This window comes from Rhizobium sp. CCGE531, assembly GCF_003627795.1.
Taxonomy (GTDB): Bacteria; Pseudomonadota; Alphaproteobacteria; order Rhizobiales; family Rhizobiaceae; genus Rhizobium.
Genome location: NZ_CP032685.1, coordinates 1402163 through 1417742 on the forward strand (window position 1 = coordinate 1402163; position 15580 = coordinate 1417742).

A 15580-nucleotide genomic window follows, 5' to 3' on the forward strand; every position below is an offset into this window, starting at 1 on the left:
ATCCTCAATACGCCCCGCATTCACCGCCGGATGCGGGAGCGAGACGGCTTTGCACCGTGCACGGCGTTTGCGGCGCGGCCGTCATGCCGCCGTATGAACGACCTTGAACTGCGAACGCCTGTAGAAAACCAGCATTTCCCGCTCGAAACTTTCCACGGCAAGCACGACCCATGGCTCGAAGTGGCCGTTGCGAACGTCCGCCCTCCTTCGGCTATCCATGTCGAGCATTCCAAGCAATGCCCAATCTACCAACCTCATCCCATCACTCTCACCCTGTCGGGACCCCTGAACCATCCGACGCTCGACCTCCGTCGCATTCGGCGGCATGGCCAACGGTAGATAAGTAAACCCTGATTGATGGAAAGGTGAACAAACGTTGTATTAAGGTTTGTAACATGCATTCAGTCAGTATTGTCTCATCCCGGCAACACTAACGCCCCTTCCTTGCCGGATGGCAAAAGAAGACGGGGAATGACGGCTTACTGGAACATGAAGCGCGTCACGAAGCGATCGATCGCCCGCGAATTCGCTTCCATCCAGCGCCAGATCACCGCCATGCTCAACATGGTCAGAAGCCAGCCGAGCATCACGTCCGACAGGAAATGAGCGCCGAAAATGACGCGGTTGAACGCCACAAACAGCAGGCACGGCGTCAGAAGCACCGCGGCAATCCATCTGCCGCCTGCGGGCACGAAAACCAGCAGCGAAAGTCCGGCCGCCGCAGCAGCAGCCTCGCCGGAGGGGAAGGAGCAATTGCGGGAACATGCAGCCGAGAACTGCCATACCGGGGTGAAATCCGCAGTGCCGCCGAATTCGAGGAGATCGCGGGGACGCACGCGTCCGATTGCGACCTTCAACGTCTGCACGATGAGGAGCGGCCCGGCGGCAAAACTCAAAAGCACGAACAAGGGCCTGTGCGGAGGGCAGAAACGAAGCCGCCTCGGCAGGAAGACATGTAGAATGACAATCACCGCCATGATGCCGAGAAGATAAGGCTGGCTCTGGCGGCTGATGTCCCGCACCGCCTTCAGGAATGGGTTTTCCGCGAGCCAGAAAACCTGTCCATGAGCGAACAGGCGCGTGATGGCCAGATCGAGTTTGGGAAAGACCACGAAGACAAAACTGGTCCAGACGATCATCATGCCGATGACCGCGAACTCTCCATCCGTGGTTGTCTCCGGCGCGCGCGGCCGGCCGGACGCAGAGCTCCAAGAATGCGATGCAAATTTCCACATGCCATGTCTCCCGAGGCGGAACGGTGGCAATCTGAATCGCGATTGTCAAGAATTGACGAAGATCGCGTCAAGGCCGTGTTCAGAATCGATCGTCAGGCCGCCGGAAGACTGTTTGGAAATTGCGGAAGTGGGTTTTGTCCGCGATACTGCGAGTCAGGCGGCAAAGCCGAAAGAAAACGAAGGAAAATAGGGCGCTAGGGTGAACAACAGTCTCGTTCTCATCGTGGAGGATGAACCGGCTATCGCACAGATATTGGAAGGCTATCTGACGCGGGACGGCTTTCGCACGGTCCGCGCCGGCGACGGCGAAACGGCGCTCCAGCATCATGCGCTTCTGAAGCCCGATATCGTGCTCCTCGACGTACGCCTGCCGAAACTGGATGGCTTCGGGGTACTCGGTCGCTTGCGCCAGGCCGCCTCGACGCCTGTCATCATGGTGACAGCCATCGCGGACGACATAGACCGCCTGAGCGGACTGCGCCTCGGCGCCGACGACTATATCGTCAAACCCTTCAACCCGCAGGAAGTCGTTGCCCGCGTCAGGGCGGTTCTGCGACGAACGCAAGGCGGCCGGGCGGAAACCATCCGGCGCTTCGGCGCCATTGAGGTCGATTTCGGCAGCTATTCCGTCTTTATCATCAAGGACGAGCGCCGCATTCCATTGCTCCTGACGCTCAGCGAATTTCGGATTCTCGCCTACATGATCCGCCACCCCACGCAGGCTTTCGCACGCGCCGACATTCTCGATGCCTGTCTGCCAGAAAGCGACGCCTTGGTCCGTACCGTCGACACGCACATTTCCAATCTTCGGCGCAAGCTGGAGGAAATGGGGCAGAACGGCTTTTTTCCCGCGGTGCGCGGCATCGGCTATCGTTTTTCGGATCCGAGATGAAGATACCAAAGCCCCCTTGCCTGCCGCTGGCTACGCTCACGGCCATCGTCACCGCCATCATGTTGCTCCTCAGCGTCGGCCTGACATATCTGGAGGTCAACTGGTATGCCTCCTATCTGGAAAAGAACATCACCGACGGTCTGCCGCCAAGGGCCGCAGCGGCTTATAAAATGTTGAGCGAGAACAAGGTTCCGGACGGGGATTCCCTCAGGATCCTGTTTGAGCACCTCAATTTGTTGACGGAACCGACGGATTTCAAAGTGCAGCTTTCGGTGCTGATAGGCGGCCTGCTTTCCGCCTTGGTCTGCGCCCTCATCGGTGTCTATCTGGCGCGGCGCCTTGCGCGCCCCCTTGAAGAGCTCACCACGGCCGCGGACAGCCTGAAATCGGGCGATTTCTCGGTTCGCGTCGCTGCCTCCCACCGCAGCACCCGCGAGGTCGCGAGCCTTGTCGAAACCTTCAATGCGCTCGCAACAAGCCTGGAGACGATGGAAGAGAGGCTGCGCTTCAACAACATGGCAGTCGCGCATGAACTGCGAACCCCGCTGACGATCGTGCAAGGATCGCTGCAGAGCATGATCGACGGCATTTTCCCGATGGACCGCAAGATCATCTCCGACCTTCTCCTCCAGGTCGAAGGTCTCGGCCGGATTGTCGAAGACCTGCGCACCTTGTCTCTGGCCATCGGCCAGAAGCTCGTGGTGGAGCGCCGGCGCATCGATGCATCGCAATTGGTCGAGACGGTCATCGCCTCGGCAAAGCCCATGCTGGACGCAAGCAAGCTACGGATTGAAACGCATCTGCGGCCTGCCTGGATCTCGGCGGATTCCCCCCGCATAAGACAGGCTCTTCTGGCGCTTCTCGAAAATGCCTGCCGCTATGCCGCCGACGGCGGCTGGCTGCGATGCGAAACCGAGCGTTTGCCGGATAAAAGCGTCGTTATCCGCGTTCTCGATCGCGGCCCGGGATTTCCGCAGGACATGGACGCCGTCGCCGTCAACCCATTCTGGCGAGGCGATCTATCGCGTTCGCGTGCAACCGGCGGCACGGGACTGGGACTATCCGTCGTGCAGGCAATAGCAGTTGCCCATGGCGGGTATCTGGAATTTGCAAACCGGCCGGAGGGTGGCGCCATGATCGCACTCCACCTGACTGAAGGCGATAGGCTGGAAAGAGCACACGAGCCTTCGCAATAGAGCAATTCCAGAAAAGTCCGGATGCGTTGCAATCAGAAGAGCGCGCCCGCCAACAGATCCTCATCGCTCGCCGAGGCTGGGCGGCTTTGGGCCACAGGATTCACCACGCCGAAGATGCCGGCGTGGATCTCGCGTTCGGCGGCCATGGTATAGATTTTGAAAATGCGCTCGGAAATGGCCGCCACGGGCGATTCCAATCCGGCCATGTCGGCAAATGCGCGGCGCGCAAGCCCGGCCTCACTGGTGCAGGAGGCCAGGGTTCCCCCGATCTCGGAACGGAAATCCAGACAGGCGGCAATTTCGGCCACTTGCGACGTCATGGCCTCGCCGCATTGGCGCAGTTCCCGCATGTTCAGATCCATCGACACTCCGGTGTCGCCGATATGGACGAGAGCCACGTCGATATGGCCGCCGAGACCGGAAGAATTTTCCGGCTCGTCGGCCTGCCGCCAGTCCTTGAGGCCGGTGGCCTGCGTTTCAAGCCTGCCGAGCCCGACCAGTAGCTTCTCGGCATCCTCGTCGAGCAGCGATGCAAACGACCGCAATTCGCCGGCGACAACATTGATTGCCCGCCCGTCTTCACCAAGTTTGCCGCAGCGCAGATTGGTGTTGAGCGCCATATATTGAATATCGCGCCGTACGAGCTGAATGGTCTGAATGCTTGTGGTTAGTTCCTTGACCATTTCCGACGTCGTCTCGCTAAGCCGGTTTGCTCCAGCCGCGGCAACGTCAATGCGATCGACAACCGCCCGGGCGGCGGAAAGATCGCCGCGCAGCGAATGGATCGGGCTCTTTCCGTCCTGACCGCTCTGCGACATCATCGTCCGGTAGAGGTCGAGCAGCTTGCCGATATCGCCGCTGAAGCCGCGGATATTGTCGACGATCCTGGCGGTCTCGCGGTCGAACCCCTTTGTCGTCTCGCCAAGCAACGCGAAGATCAGCGTCATCGTCAATTGCGAGAGGCGCTGGCGGTCGGAGGCGGAAAGACCGGCCGGAGCTTCGGATGTGAGATAGGCTTCGGTCATCGCGTGAGCAGCCTGGCAATGCTCGACCCTCTGCAGCGTGATATCGCCGATCTGCATGGCGGAGAGCGTGTGGGCGACCTTGCTCTGGATCTTGCGCGCCAGACCGGCAACCGTGTCCGCCAACTCCGAAAGATTGCGGCGCTTAACCTGGATCTCCCCGGCATTCGACACGAGGCGCTGGGCAATGGACGATATGCCATTCAGACACTGGGCCAGCGAACCGTCCTCATTGGCAGCGGCAGCTTCGATCTGGGCCTCGAGCAAGCGGATCTGCAGCGACAGCGCCTTGACCTCCTTGGAGGCGAATTCGATGCGCTCGACGATTTCGCTGGCGAAGCTCGAAAAATCCGGGATGCGCGCACCCGCTATTTTGGCGGTCGCGGCAAAGGTTCTCAGATAGCGCAGCGTTTCTTCCATCGAGAGCACATGCTCTGAAAGCGATTGCCCGGTCTGGCCGATCGAAGCCACGCACGCGTGGCGCCGCGCTTCGGCCGGTGGCAATTTGTTCAGCAGATCCACCGTCTGGAGAAGGCGAGCCGTCGCTTCGGCAGCGTCCTCCTCCTTTAGGGAACTGCCAATATGTTCCAGCAGGCTGACCAGCTTGGCGAGAGCTTCCGCGACGGTGACGAGGACCGCGCCGCCACCCAGGAAGCGCTGCTCGATCTGCAATCGGGCGCTTTCCAGACGATCGACGAAGCTATCCGTCGAAGGGGTAAATTGTCGGCTTGTCGCTGCATACGCCATACTGTCTTGGACTCCGCCTAGGACCATCCCGGGAAACTAAGAGGAACAGAAAAATACGGAGTTAACGCCGAGGACGAAACAGGGACGCTTCCCCACTGCTGCCCCCCGAGCGCCGGATGGATCGCACAAGCCGCCTGGGTTCCCAAAAAAACTCAAGAGCCTGCCGCACCGATCCATAGCCGGCGCGGCAGGGCCTGATATCAGCCTAGGAAAGCGCGGATCTCGGCTGCGATCTCGGCCGCATGCGTTTCGAGCGCGAAATGGCCGGTATCGAGGAATTTGACGATCGCCTCGGGAATGTCCCGGCGGTAGGCCTCGGCACCGGGCGGCAGGAAGAAGGGATCGTGCTTACCCCAGACCGCCAGCAAGCGCGGCTTGTAAGTACGGAAGTACTCCTGAAAGGTCGGATAGAGCGCGACGTTGCTCTTGTAATCGCCGAAGAGATCGAGCTGTACTTTCTCCGCGCCAGGGCGCGCCAGATAGAAACTATCGAGCGAATAGCCGTCCGGAGAGATCCTGGCAGCATCCGGAACGCCATGGGTGTATTGCCACATCGTTGCTTCCGGCTCCAGGAAAGCCTCCAGCGCACTGCGGTTTTCCTCCGAGGCCTCGCGCCAATAGGCCTCGATCGGGTTCCAGCCTTCGCTCAGGCCCTCCTCATAGGCATTGCCGTTCTGGGAAATGATCGCGGTGATCCGTTCCGGATGCTTCACCGCCAGCCGGAACCCGGTCGGCGCGCCATAGTCGAAGACATAGACGGCATAGCGATCGAACCCCACGATTTCGGTGAAGCGGTCGATCGTCTCGGCGATGCTGTCGAAACTGTTGCTGCCTTTCGGCGCGTCGGATTGCCCGAAGCCCGGCAGATCCGGCGCGATGATATGGTAGCGATCGGCCAGGAGCGGGATGAGATCGCGATACATATGGCTGGAGCTGGGGAAGCCATGCAGCAGCAGGAGCTTGGGCGCACCGGACAAACCTGCCTCGCGATAGAAGACTTTGACACCTTCGACATTGACGGTGCGATAGTTGATATCAGCCATGATAAGGTCCTTTCATAACCTTCCTAGTTGAATTTCTGGAGTTACAGATTAAGAATTCAAATCGTGGCGACGGCATCCCTGATGACATCGATGACGGCGGCCGGCGCCGTAACCATCGGCATGTGATCGGCCGGGATGGAGCATTGCTCCGCCTTCATGCGTGCCGCCATGAAGCGCTGGTTGTCGACCCGGATCATCCGGTCTTCCTCGGCGATCAGGAACCACGCCGGACGGTCCTTCCAGAGCGGACGGACGACGGGAACGGTGATACATGCCGGCGAGATCGGTCGCTGCGAGGCAGCCAGAACAGCCAGTTCATCGGCCTTCGCGTTCTGGGCAAAGGCCGTGGCGAACGCATCCTGAGGAAGGTAGATCAGCCCGTGGCTGTCTGGCGCCAGCTTCGGCGCCTGCGGATGCGGCTCGCCGCGATAGAAGACATTGGCGACCGTCTCGCCTTCATCCGGGGCAAGCGCTGCGACATAGACCAACGCTTTGACTTTTTCGCTGCGAACAGCGGCAATCACGGCACCGGCATAGGCATGACCGACCAGAACGACCGGCCCTCTCGTCCGTTCCAAAGCACGTTCGAGGGCCGCGACATCATCGGCAAATGACGTCAAAGGCAGCGGCGCGGCGGTTACCGAAAAGCCGGAGGTCGTCAATGGCACGATCACCTTTGCCCAGCCCGATCCATCCGCCCAAGCGCCATGGACAAGAACAACATCTGCATTTTGCGACGACATCAGCTTTCTTCCTGTGACTCGAGATAAGTAACCGTTCAAATTGCCATAATAGGGTTACTACTGGCGATCATAACTTGTCAAGCGACTTTTGACGGGTTATATCCGAGGCAGATTTTCGAGAAGCGCTCGACATCCCGTCGGCCCAAACTAGGAGTTGAGATGGACAACCACTCCCCCGCCATTTTTGTCGGCGATACGCTGGGGCTGGATTTCCTGAATTCGGTGGCGACGCCGTTCGATGTGCCAATTGACTGGCTCGAGGATGGTGAAGGTTTTCTTCGCTGGCTGGAACAGGCTGGGCTGGTAGCGCCAGAGACGCTCGCAGCCATGCGCAAACAGGCGCTGCCTAGCGAACTCGACAAGGTTGCCGATCAGGCGCGAGCCTTGCGCGAGTGGTTCAGAGCTTTCGTACACACGCACAAGGGCAGGCCGCTGGGCTCGAGCATGCTGGGAGAGTTGGAACCTCTGAATCGCCTGCTGGAACGCGACGAGGGCTTTGGGCGTATCGTGGCGAAAGAGGCGGGTGCCGGCCTCGACTTTCAACCGGCGCGAAAATGGCGCTCGCCGGATGCGCTTCTGCTACCGATCGGCGAGGCGCTTGCCCGCTTTGTCTGCACGGAAGATTTCTCAAACGTGAAGGCCTGTGAAGGCCACGCATGCACGCTGATGTTCGTCGACCACACGCGCGGCCACCGCAGACGCTGGTGCAGCATGGCCATGTGCGGCAACCGTGCCAAGCAGGCTGCCCATCGGCATCGCCTCAAGCAAAGCTAATATCGGGCGACCGCGCCGGCCCTTTCAAAAGCCGGCGCGGTCGCCCGCACTATCTATTCGCTCGAAACCTCGGCTCAGACCGGATCTTCCCGGTGCAAATCATGGATGGCGACGGCATCGTCGGTGAAGGGCGGCAGCAGCCATTCGCTATGGCGCAGCGTGCGCTTGGTATCCTCCAGTCCCATATCCCAATGCTCGCGCATCGAGGTGCCAGAGAACTCATAGTCCTTGGCGTGGCCTTCGTAGTTCTTGTGCTGGTAGATCAGATGCACGATGTTGACGACGCCGGCATCGGAATAATCGGCAATCAGCTCTTCCTCCTCCCGGGTCAACTGATCCTTCGGAACGCGCTTCAATGCACCCAGGAGCTTCATCTTCAGCCCGTGAATGCGCTTGAAATTGTCGGTGTTCTGCCGCGTGCGGCTGGAATACATGATGTCCTTGTGACGCGACAGCACGTCCGGCATGCTACGCGGAAGCACGCCGCGGGCGCTGAACAGATCCACCTGGAACACGAGCGAGCTCCGGTCTTCCTCCTGATCGAGCAGATATTGCAGCGGCGTGTTGGAGACGATGCCGCCGTCCCAATAATACTCGCCTTCGATGCGGACCGACGGCAAGGCGGGCGGCAGGGCGCCGCTCGCCATGATGTGCTCGGGGCCGATGCGAAGATTGTCGGTATCGAAATAAACGAAATTGCCGGTGCGGACATTCACCGCGCCGACGCTGAAGCGCTTCTTGCCATCGTTCAGCAGGTCGAAATCGATCAGCATCTCCAACGTCTTCTTCAGCTCCGCTGAATCGTAGAAGCTGGTCGCACCTTCGGCTCCCGGCAATTCCAGCCAGGGATTGGGGAAGCGCGGCTTGAAAAAGCCGGGCTGACCCATGGTCATCGTCATCCACGAGCTGGTGCGATTGCGGATATCGCGGAAGAAATCGCCTTCCGGCGTATAGGCCCAGATCTTGCGGCCGGAGATGATCTGCCAGAACTGTTCGAGGCGCTGCAGGCGCCGGCTCGGCTCATTGCCGGCGATGATCGCCGCGTTGACCGCGCCGATCGAGACACCCGAAAGCCAGGTGGGCTCGCATCCTGCTTCGGCAAGCGCCTGATAAACGCCGGCCTGATAGGCGCCGAGCGCGCCGCCGCCCTGGAAGACCAGGGCAACGCGATCATATTGCGCGGCGATTTCCGGGATGGTCGGCGCTGCCGCCTTGGTGTTTCGTTCGAGCACGGTCCGTCTCCACTATGGTCTAACAATAAGGCTTTCGATTACCTGCGCTCGGCGAGATAGTCGTGAACGACCTCGCCCAGCCCGAGCGTCAGATCGGCGGTGAAATGAACGGCCGAAACCACTTCGAGAACCGGCAGCCGCGCGACATCGGCCATGACATGCGGCCTGAGATCGAGGGCGGCGGGCGAAGTCCAGGCTTCCTTAATGGTAATATCGGTCAGATAATAGCGCACGAGCTCGCAAATGCGTGGACTGGCGTCGACATGCGGCACGATCTTGATCAGGAAGTTGGGCTCGGACAGAGCGGCCAGAAGCGGTCCCTGATCGACCGGCTTATGCTTGTAACCCATCGTTCCGGTGGCGCAGAGGACGCTGCCGTAATGCAGCGTGCCGACGATGACCTCGCCTTCGTTGACGATCTTCGGATTGGCCAGCTTCTTGGGAAAGCCCCAGATCTCGCGGCCGCCGGTGATCGGCGCATCGTCGTCCAGATACATGGAGTGGACATAACCGCCCCGTTGCCCGCGATATCGCACGGGAATGACCTGTCCCGTCTCGGTATAGTCGCCGAAACCGGTGGAGTCGGGCATGCGGATGAACTCGTATTTCACCAGCGGCTCGTCGATCTCGAGCGGCTCCGGCACGACAGCCTCAAGCGCTTCGCGCGTGGTGCGGTAGGTGATGATGATATATTCGCGATTGAAGAACCGGTAGGGTCCTGGGGGATAGGAAGGATTGGTCAGCGGCATCGCATAGGCATGCTTGAGAATGTCTTCGACCTTCATCGTATTTTCCGTCGTTGGAGGAAATCGCCGGGCACCGGAGCGGAAACTTGCACGGTTGCATGACAGTGAAGTGTCAGCTGCCAAATGGTTGCGCGGGAGCGAACCTGCCACTGTTATCAAAGCGACATATCCGGCTGGCAGTGTGCGCTTATCTTGAGCATTTCCCTTTACCCAACCATGTCATCGCGATTGCGGGAGTAGCCTTATGGGTTCGTTGATTTCGAAGAATGCGCTGGTCACCGGTTCGACGAGCGGTATCGGCCTTGCGATCGCGCGCGCCTTTGCCGCCGAAGGCGCGAATGTGACGATCAACGGCCTCGGCGATGCCGATGCGATCGAAAAGGAACGGGCTGCCATCGAAGCCGATTTCGGCGTGAAGTGCCGCTACTCCGGCGCCAATATGATGAATGGCGAAGAGGTCACCGCCATGGTGCGTGAAGCCGAGGAAGCCTTCGGCAGCCTCGATGTCCTCGTCAACAATGCCGGCATCCAGTTCGTGGCCCCGATCGAGGAATTTCCCGACGACAAGTGGGAAGCGATCATCCGCATCAACCTCCTTGCCGCCTTCTACGCCATCAAGGCCGCCATCCCCGGCATGAAGGCCCGCAAATGGGGCCGCATCATCAACACCTCCTCGGCGCATGCGCTGGTCGCCTCGCCCTTCAAGTCGGCCTATGTCTCGGCCAAGCACGGCATTACCGGCCTCACCAAGACCATCGCGCTCGAAGCCGCTCAGAACGGCGTCACCGTCAACTCCATCGCGCCCGGCTATGTCTGGACACCGCTCGTCGAGAAGCAGATCCCCGAGACGATGAAGGCGCGCAACATGACGGAAGAGCAGGTCAAGCACGATGTGCTGCTCGCTGCCCAGCCGACAAAGGAATTCGTGACCGTCGACGAGGTCGCGGCCATCGCGGTCTTCCTGTGCAGCGACGCTGCCAAGCAGATTACCGGCACGACGCTTTCCGTCGACGGCGGCTGGACTGCCGAATAATAGCAAGATCATAGCCGGCACATGTTCGAAGAACGGGCCGGCTTCCTGCAGCCGAAGGCTGCTGCAGTCACATGAAAACAGAGCAGGAGGCGCATAATGACCGATGAAACACAGGATCCGCTCAGCCGCATCAAGGATGAGATCGTCGATAGCTTTGACGAAGAGCTGGAGATGCAGCTCGAAGAGGACCGGATGGACGAATTGGTCGCAGAGGGCCTTATCGGCGAAGGCGAAACGGCGCTCGACCGCCGCGTCTATTTCCGCGAACTCTTCCGCCTTCAGCACGAGCTGGTGCGCCTGCAGGACTGGGTGCAGTACAAGAAGCTCAAGGTCGTCGTACTGTTCGAGGGCCGCGATTCCGCCGGCAAGGGCGGCGCCATCAAGCGCGTCACGCAGCGCCTCAATCCGCGCGTCTGCCGCGTCGTCGCATTGCCGGCTCCGACCGAGCGCGAGCAGCATCAGTGGTATTTCCAGCGCTACACCGCCCACCTGCCGACAGCAGGCGAAATGGTGCTGTTCGACCGCAGCTGGTACAATCGCGCCGGCGTCGAGCGCGTCATGGGCTTCTGCTCGCCCGACGAGCTGGAAGAATTCTTCCGTTCCGTGCCGGATTTCGAGCGCATGCTGGTTCGCTCCGGCATCATTCTCCTGAAATACTGGTTCTCGATCACCGACGAGGAGCAGGAATTCCGGTTCAACATGCGCATCCAGGATCCGCTGAAGCAGTGGAAGCTTTCGCCGATGGATCTACAGAGCCGCGTGCACTGGGAAGAATACACCAAGGCAAAGGAAGAAATGCTTGATCGCACGCATATTCCGGAAGCGCCGTGGTGGGTCGTCCAGGCCGTCGACAAGAAGAGGGCGCGTCTCAACTGTATCGCGCATCTCCTGAAACAGATTCCCTACGAAAACGTGCCGAAGCCGGAAATCGTCCTGCCCGAGCGCCTGCGGAATATAGATTATCATCGCACACCGGTTCCGCCGGAAATGTACGTGCCCGAAGTCTACTGACTGGGAACGATGAGGGGTCCGTCTCCGGCAGGCCCCTCAACTCCTAACTCCGCCACCGGCAAGCAAGGCCGGCTCAAGGTCGGACCGGGCGGTAGGCCCATTCGGATATGGCGCCCAAGCCCAGCCGCCGCAGGAGCTCATAGGCAACTCTTCGGTTGATGGGATTGTGCAGCCTGAGGACTTTCGAGCCGAGAAAATCCATCTCGGCATGCTCGAAAGGCATGAGATGCCGCGCCGCGCTAAGTGCGGCTCGATAGACTTCATGAAAATCCCGCCGGCAGACATAGGTCTTGTACTTCGTCATGCAAAAGGCAGCAAAGGTATCGCTGTTCCTGCGTAGAAAATCCGAGACGCCGATCGTCACCTCCGGCCAAGCGGGATTGAACGTATCATCGAAAGCGATGATGCCATGATCGGCCAGCACGCTCTTCGCCAACCGGCTGTCGGCAACGATGTGGCGAAGCAAATGTCCTCCATCGACGCTGAAAAAACGAACCTGCCCAACCTTGTCGATGACGGCCTGCGGATCGAGCCTGGTGCTGTCGCCGGTTATGACGAGTTCTTCATCGACAGGAATGCCTAGTGATCTTCCATTGTCGAGGAAGCGTTGATATTGCGCACCATCCGCTTCTATGTCGAAGAGGTCGATCGCAAGTACATTGTCATCGGGTGCGCTGATCTTGCGCAGCAAAAAATAGGACCGCCCGTAATAGACCCCGATTTCGGCGAGACCGCCATATAGTTTCTCCTGCCTTTGCTTTTCGATCAACGACAGGAAGACAAGCGCATCCGGCGGGTCGATATAACCATCGATTTTCTGAAGATCGCGAAATACAAATTTTCGAACGCCCGATTTCAAATGTGGACCTCACTAGTTTTCTTCGTGCATTTCGCGATCGGACGCCCTCATCGATAGTGATCAGCCGGTCGAAAAATGCACCGTTTCTGCACGAACCGCGCGCCGCGAACTCGTGAGCTTCCGAAAACTGGGATGGGACTGTGTCAAGACGAGCGGTACTAACCGATATAGCGCCCTTTCTGTCGTATTTCGGATAGTGATGCGCGGATTGGATAGTTCCAGCCTATATCAGCCCCAATATCGAAACCGCATCGCAGGCAATGGCGAATAGCGAGCCGACATCTTAAGTGATGTATAATGTGAGTCTAAAATTCACATCATCGGCCGAGGAGACCGTCATGACTGCGCCGCATCCCTCGAAAACGCATATCGGCAACCACGCCCTGCATCCCGAAACCCAGATGCTGAATTACGGCTACGACCCGGAGCTGTCCGAGGGCGCGGTCAAGCCGCCCGTTTTCCTGACCTCCACCTTCGTCTTCAAATCGGCCGAGGACGGGCGCGATTTCTTCAACTACCTATCCGACCGCAACGAGCCGCCGGCAGGCAGAGGCGTCGGACTCGTCTATTCGCGCTTCAACCACCCCAATAGCGAAATCGTCGAAGATCGTCTTGCGGTTTATGAGCGAACGGAAAGCGGCGCGCTGTTCTCCTCCGGCATGTCGGCGATCGCCACCACGCTGCTGGCCTTCGTCCGCCCCGGAGATGCGATCCTGCATTCCCAGCCGCTCTATGGCGGCACGGAAACGCTTATCGCCAAGACATTCCTCAATCTTGGCGTCTCCGCGGTCGGGTTCGCCGATGGTGTTAGCGAGACTTCGGTGATGGTGAGCGCGGAGGAGGCATTGGCCAAGGGCCGAGTGTCCATCATTCTCGTGGAGACGCCCGCCAATCCGACGAACAGCCTGGTCGACATCGCCATGATCCGCCGCGTGGCCGATGCGATCGGCAAGAAGCAGGGCCATACGCCGATCATCGCCTGCGACAATACCTTGCTAGGCCCGGTCTTCCAGCGGCCGATCGAGCATGGCGCCGATATTTCCCTTTATTCCCTGACCAAATATGTCGGCGGCCATTCCGACCTGATCGCCGGCGCCGCCCTCGGCTCGAAAACCGTGATCAAGCAGGTCAAGGCGCTACGCGGCGCGATCGGCACCCAGCTCGATCCGCATTCCTGCTGGATGCTCGGCCGCTCGCTGGAGACGCTGCAAATCCGCATGGAACGGGCCGACAGCAACGCCCGGGCCGTGGCGGATTTCCTGCGGGATCATCCGAAGGTTGAGCAGATTCATTATCTGCCCTATACCGACCCCGCATCGGCCACGGGCCGCACCTTCGCCGCCCAATGCAGCGGCGCAGGCTCCACCTTTTCCTTCGATATCAAGGGCGGCCTACCAGCATCGTTCAAATTCCTGAATGCGCTGCAGATCTTCAAACTCGCCGTCAGTCTCGGCGGCACGGAATCGCTTGCGTCCCATCCGGCAACAACAACGCATTCCGGCGTTCCGGTGGATGTGCGCCACCGCATCGGCGTGCTGGAATCGACGATCCGCCTGTCGATCGGCATCGAGCATCCCGAAGATCTGATCGCCGATCTGGCGGCTGCTCTCGACGCCGCCTGATGAGGCCTACGCGACCGAGCGAGATGGATCAGCTGTGTGCGGTCAGAAGGTTCGCATCGCGCGCAAGGCGCCACTCGCCATCGGCTTCCTTGCGCAGAAGCGTGAGTGTATAGCCCGATTGATGGATGGCGTCGCCGCCTGGCGGTGTCATCGTGATGTCGATGTGGTTGCGAATGAAAGCCCAGTCGCCGAGCACCCGCAATTCGACGATCTCGCTGGTACCCTCCATCTTCACGCCGTCCCTGCCCTTGGAGGCTGTGGCGAAGGCTTGCTTGCCAAACGGCTCTCGGCCCGGCACCATGAAGACGACATCGTCCGTCATCAGCCCTAGAACGGTGGCCATATCGCCCGCCTTGCTTGCGGCGGTCCAGGTTTCCACGACTTTCCGGATTGCCTTTTCATCCTCGGTCATTGCGAATCTCCTCCATAGGCAACGCCGCATAGCAACAGCGGCTGCGTTTCAACTCATGAGGCGAGAACTATTGGACGGAGAAAGTCGGCATTGCGTGTGCTCAATCATCCGGCCAGGTTTCGATATCCGGATTAACAATATAGTGCGTTCCGTCATGCCGGACATAGCAGATGGCAAGCCCCTTACCGTGGGAAACCGATCTATTCCGGCTCGTCCTTGGGCTTGGCGGCGCGCAGAGCATCGCTAAGCTCCATTCTGGCCGTTCCGATCAGCTGCTCCATGGCAAAGCGGGCGGCATCCGGACGGCGCATGCGGATCGCATCCAGAACATCCTGATGCCGGGCGATGGCATATTCGTGTGATTGGCTCGCCCGATTGGTCAGGCGGAAACTTGCAAGCAGGGCTGCCCGGATGGCCGTGGCAAATTGTCGGAAAACCCAGTTGCCGCTGGCATTGATGATGGCCGTGTGAAACTCCAGGTCCGCCTGGCTCCACGCCTCGTTGTCACGGGCGTTCGCGGCAACCATATCCTCGAAAGCCTCGGCGATCTGCGCGAGCTGCTTTGCGGTGGCATTGGCGGCTGCTTGTGCGGCGGCGGCAGGCTCCAGCACCTGGCGTGCGTCAAGGAGGGACTCGTAGAAGCTGCGGTCATTGCTCAGCGCCAGGGTAGCGTCGAGAACCAGCGGATCCAGATAATTCCAGTTCTCTCGTGGAAGGACCGTTGTGCCGGCACGGGTGCGGGAGCGGACCATTCCGAGCGCCGAGAGATATTGCATGGCCTCGCGCAGGCTGGTGCGGCTGACGCCGTAAACCTCCGAGAGCTCGGCCTCATTGGGAAGGACGGAACCCTCCGCAAGAGCCCCCGACACGATCTGCCCGATGAGTTTCTTCAGCAGTTCCTCGCGCACGGTGCGCCTTCCCTGCTCGGGCGCGGCCCCGCCCTGCATCGTGCGTAAAGACCCCAAACGCGTACTCATCACTTGCACTCCCTTCCGCTGGCCCGGTGGCGATCA

Annotated in this window: 16 protein-coding genes; 6 read left to right on the forward strand and 10 right to left on the reverse strand. The window is 59.9% G+C overall.

Annotation, left to right across the window (positions count from 1 at the left end; genetic code table 11):
• Positions 1 to 81 precede the first annotated feature (81 nt).
• Together CCGE531_RS25990 and CCGE531_RS25995 are read right to left on the reverse strand one after the other, a co-directional pair.
• On the reverse strand, positions 82 to 258 hold the full coding sequence (locus CCGE531_RS25990; RefSeq protein ID WP_162944011.1) for a hypothetical protein: 177 nt from the start codon (positions 256 to 258) through the stop codon (positions 82 to 84).
• Positions 259 to 479: 221 nt separating this feature from the next.
• Positions 480 to 1235: a phosphatase PAP2 family protein gene (locus CCGE531_RS25995; protein WP_120669094.1), complete on the reverse strand. Its 756-nt coding sequence runs from the start codon at positions 1233 to 1235 to the stop codon at positions 480 to 482.
• 199 nt (positions 1236 to 1434) lie between these two features.
• On the opposite strand from CCGE531_RS25995, the gene CCGE531_RS26000 reads away from it, so the two are divergent.
• Together CCGE531_RS26000 and CCGE531_RS26005 are read left to right on the forward strand one after the other, a co-directional pair.
• Positions 1435 to 2127: a response regulator gene (locus CCGE531_RS26000; RefSeq protein ID WP_120669096.1), complete on the forward strand. Its 693-nt coding sequence runs from the start codon at positions 1435 to 1437 to the stop codon at positions 2125 to 2127.
• The gene (locus CCGE531_RS26005) at positions 2124 to 3323 is read left to right on the forward strand and encodes an ATP-binding protein (RefSeq protein ID WP_120669098.1); all 1200 of its coding nucleotides are present in this window, start codon (positions 2124 to 2126) and stop codon (positions 3321 to 3323) included. The genes CCGE531_RS26000 and CCGE531_RS26005 overlap by 4 nt, the downstream gene beginning before the upstream one ends.
• A gap of 32 nt (positions 3324 to 3355) precedes the next feature.
• On the opposite strand, the gene CCGE531_RS26010 is transcribed toward CCGE531_RS26005, so the two are convergent.
• From CCGE531_RS26010 to CCGE531_RS26020, 3 genes are all read right to left on the reverse strand, one after another.
• Positions 3356 to 5092 carry a hypothetical protein gene (locus CCGE531_RS26010; RefSeq protein ID WP_162944012.1) on the reverse strand — a complete coding sequence of 579 codons (1737 nt, stop codon included), beginning with the start codon at positions 5090 to 5092 and terminating at the stop codon, positions 3356 to 3358.
• A gap of 200 nt (positions 5093 to 5292) precedes the next feature.
• A complete protein-coding gene (locus CCGE531_RS26015) occupies positions 5293 to 6135 on the reverse strand; it encodes an alpha/beta hydrolase (RefSeq protein ID WP_120669102.1) in 843 nt (280 codons plus the stop codon).
• A 56-nt stretch (positions 6136 to 6191) separates the two neighbouring features.
• Entirely contained in the window at positions 6192 to 6878 is a 687-nt protein-coding gene (locus CCGE531_RS26020; RefSeq protein ID WP_120669104.1) for an alpha/beta hydrolase, read from the reverse strand.
• Between the two features lie 159 nt (positions 6879 to 7037).
• Between CCGE531_RS26020 and CCGE531_RS26025 the strand changes: the two genes are divergently transcribed.
• On the forward strand, positions 7038 to 7652 hold the full coding sequence (locus tag CCGE531_RS26025) for an ABATE domain-containing protein (protein WP_120669106.1): 615 nt from the start codon (positions 7038 to 7040) through the stop codon (positions 7650 to 7652).
• Positions 7653 to 7726: 74 nt separating this feature from the next.
• On the opposite strand, the gene CCGE531_RS26030 is transcribed toward CCGE531_RS26025, so the two are convergent.
• Both CCGE531_RS26030 and CCGE531_RS26035 read right to left on the reverse strand, forming a co-directional pair.
• Positions 7727 to 8884: a patatin-like phospholipase family protein gene (locus CCGE531_RS26030; RefSeq protein WP_120669108.1), complete on the reverse strand. Its 1158-nt coding sequence runs from the start codon at positions 8882 to 8884 to the stop codon at positions 7727 to 7729.
• 38 nt (positions 8885 to 8922) lie between these two features.
• On the reverse strand, positions 8923 to 9669 hold the full coding sequence (locus tag CCGE531_RS26035) for an acetoacetate decarboxylase (protein ID WP_120669110.1): 747 nt from the start codon (positions 9667 to 9669) through the stop codon (positions 8923 to 8925).
• A gap of 205 nt (positions 9670 to 9874) precedes the next feature.
• Here CCGE531_RS26035 and CCGE531_RS26040 point away from each other — a divergent pair, with 205 nt between their 5' ends.
• Positions 9875 to 10663: a 3-hydroxybutyrate dehydrogenase gene (locus CCGE531_RS26040; RefSeq protein ID WP_120669112.1), complete on the forward strand. Its 789-nt coding sequence runs from the start codon at positions 9875 to 9877 to the stop codon at positions 10661 to 10663.
• 96 nt (positions 10664 to 10759) lie between these two features.
• Positions 10760 to 11674, forward strand: a complete 915-nt coding sequence (ppk2, locus tag CCGE531_RS26045; RefSeq protein ID WP_120669114.1) for a polyphosphate kinase 2 — start codon at positions 10760 to 10762, stop codon at positions 11672 to 11674.
• A gap of 73 nt (positions 11675 to 11747) precedes the next feature.
• On the opposite strand, the gene CCGE531_RS26050 is transcribed toward ppk2, so the two are convergent.
• The gene (locus CCGE531_RS26050; protein WP_120669116.1) at positions 11748 to 12533 is read right to left on the reverse strand and encodes a class I SAM-dependent methyltransferase; all 786 of its coding nucleotides are present in this window, start codon (positions 12531 to 12533) and stop codon (positions 11748 to 11750) included.
• A 338-nt stretch (positions 12534 to 12871) separates the two neighbouring features.
• On the opposite strand from CCGE531_RS26050, the gene CCGE531_RS26055 reads away from it, so the two are divergent.
• Positions 12872 to 14155, forward strand: a complete 1284-nt coding sequence (locus tag CCGE531_RS26055; protein ID WP_120669118.1) for a cystathionine gamma-synthase family protein — start codon at positions 12872 to 12874, stop codon at positions 14153 to 14155.
• A gap of 28 nt (positions 14156 to 14183) precedes the next feature.
• Here CCGE531_RS26055 and CCGE531_RS26060 read toward each other — a convergent pair whose 3' ends face one another.
• Together CCGE531_RS26060 and CCGE531_RS26065 are read right to left on the reverse strand one after the other, a co-directional pair.
• The gene (locus CCGE531_RS26060) at positions 14184 to 14567 is read right to left on the reverse strand and encodes an SgcJ/EcaC family oxidoreductase (protein ID WP_120669120.1); all 384 of its coding nucleotides are present in this window, start codon (positions 14565 to 14567) and stop codon (positions 14184 to 14186) included.
• A gap of 200 nt (positions 14568 to 14767) precedes the next feature.
• The gene (locus CCGE531_RS26065; protein ID WP_120669122.1) at positions 14768 to 15544 is read right to left on the reverse strand and encodes a FadR/GntR family transcriptional regulator; all 777 of its coding nucleotides are present in this window, start codon (positions 15542 to 15544) and stop codon (positions 14768 to 14770) included.
• Between the last annotated feature and the right edge of the window lie 36 nt (positions 15545 to 15580).

Bases quoted from the DNA above. Each gene is read 5' to 3' on its own strand.
- CCGE531_RS26005 (WP_120669098.1), top strand. From the start codon at position 2,124: ATGAAGATACCAAAGCCCCCTTGCCTGCCGCTGGCTACGCTCACGGCC.
- CCGE531_RS26015 (WP_120669102.1), bottom strand. From the start codon at position 6,135: ATGGCTGATATCAACTATCGCACCGTCAATGTCGAAGGTGTCAAAGTC.
- CCGE531_RS26060 (WP_120669120.1), bottom strand. From the start codon at position 14,567: ATGACCGAGGATGAAAAGGCAATCCGGAAAGTCGTGGAAACCTGGACC.
- ppk2 (WP_120669114.1), top strand. From the start codon at position 10,760: ATGACCGATGAAACACAGGATCCGCTCAGCCGCATCAAGGATGAGATC.
- CCGE531_RS26025 (WP_120669106.1), top strand. From the start codon at position 7,038: ATGGACAACCACTCCCCCGCCATTTTTGTCGGCGATACGCTGGGGCTG.
- CCGE531_RS26010 (WP_162944012.1), bottom strand. From the start codon at position 5,092: ATGGCGTATGCAGCGACAAGCCGACAATTTACCCCTTCGACGGATAGC.
- CCGE531_RS26055 (WP_120669118.1), top strand. From the start codon at position 12,872: ATGACTGCGCCGCATCCCTCGAAAACGCATATCGGCAACCACGCCCTG.
- CCGE531_RS25990 (WP_162944011.1), bottom strand. From the start codon at position 258: ATGAGGTTGGTAGATTGGGCATTGCTTGGAATGCTCGACATGGATAGC.
- CCGE531_RS26035 (WP_120669110.1), bottom strand. From the start codon at position 9,669: ATGAAGGTCGAAGACATTCTCAAGCATGCCTATGCGATGCCGCTGACC.
- CCGE531_RS26065 (WP_120669122.1), bottom strand. From the start codon at position 15,544: ATGAGTACGCGTTTGGGGTCTTTACGCACGATGCAGGGCGGGGCCGCG.
- CCGE531_RS26020 (WP_120669104.1), bottom strand. From the start codon at position 6,878: ATGTCGTCGCAAAATGCAGATGTTGTTCTTGTCCATGGCGCTTGGGCG.
- CCGE531_RS26040 (WP_120669112.1), top strand. From the start codon at position 9,875: ATGGGTTCGTTGATTTCGAAGAATGCGCTGGTCACCGGTTCGACGAGC.
- CCGE531_RS25995 (WP_120669094.1), bottom strand. From the start codon at position 1,235: ATGTGGAAATTTGCATCGCATTCTTGGAGCTCTGCGTCCGGCCGGCCG.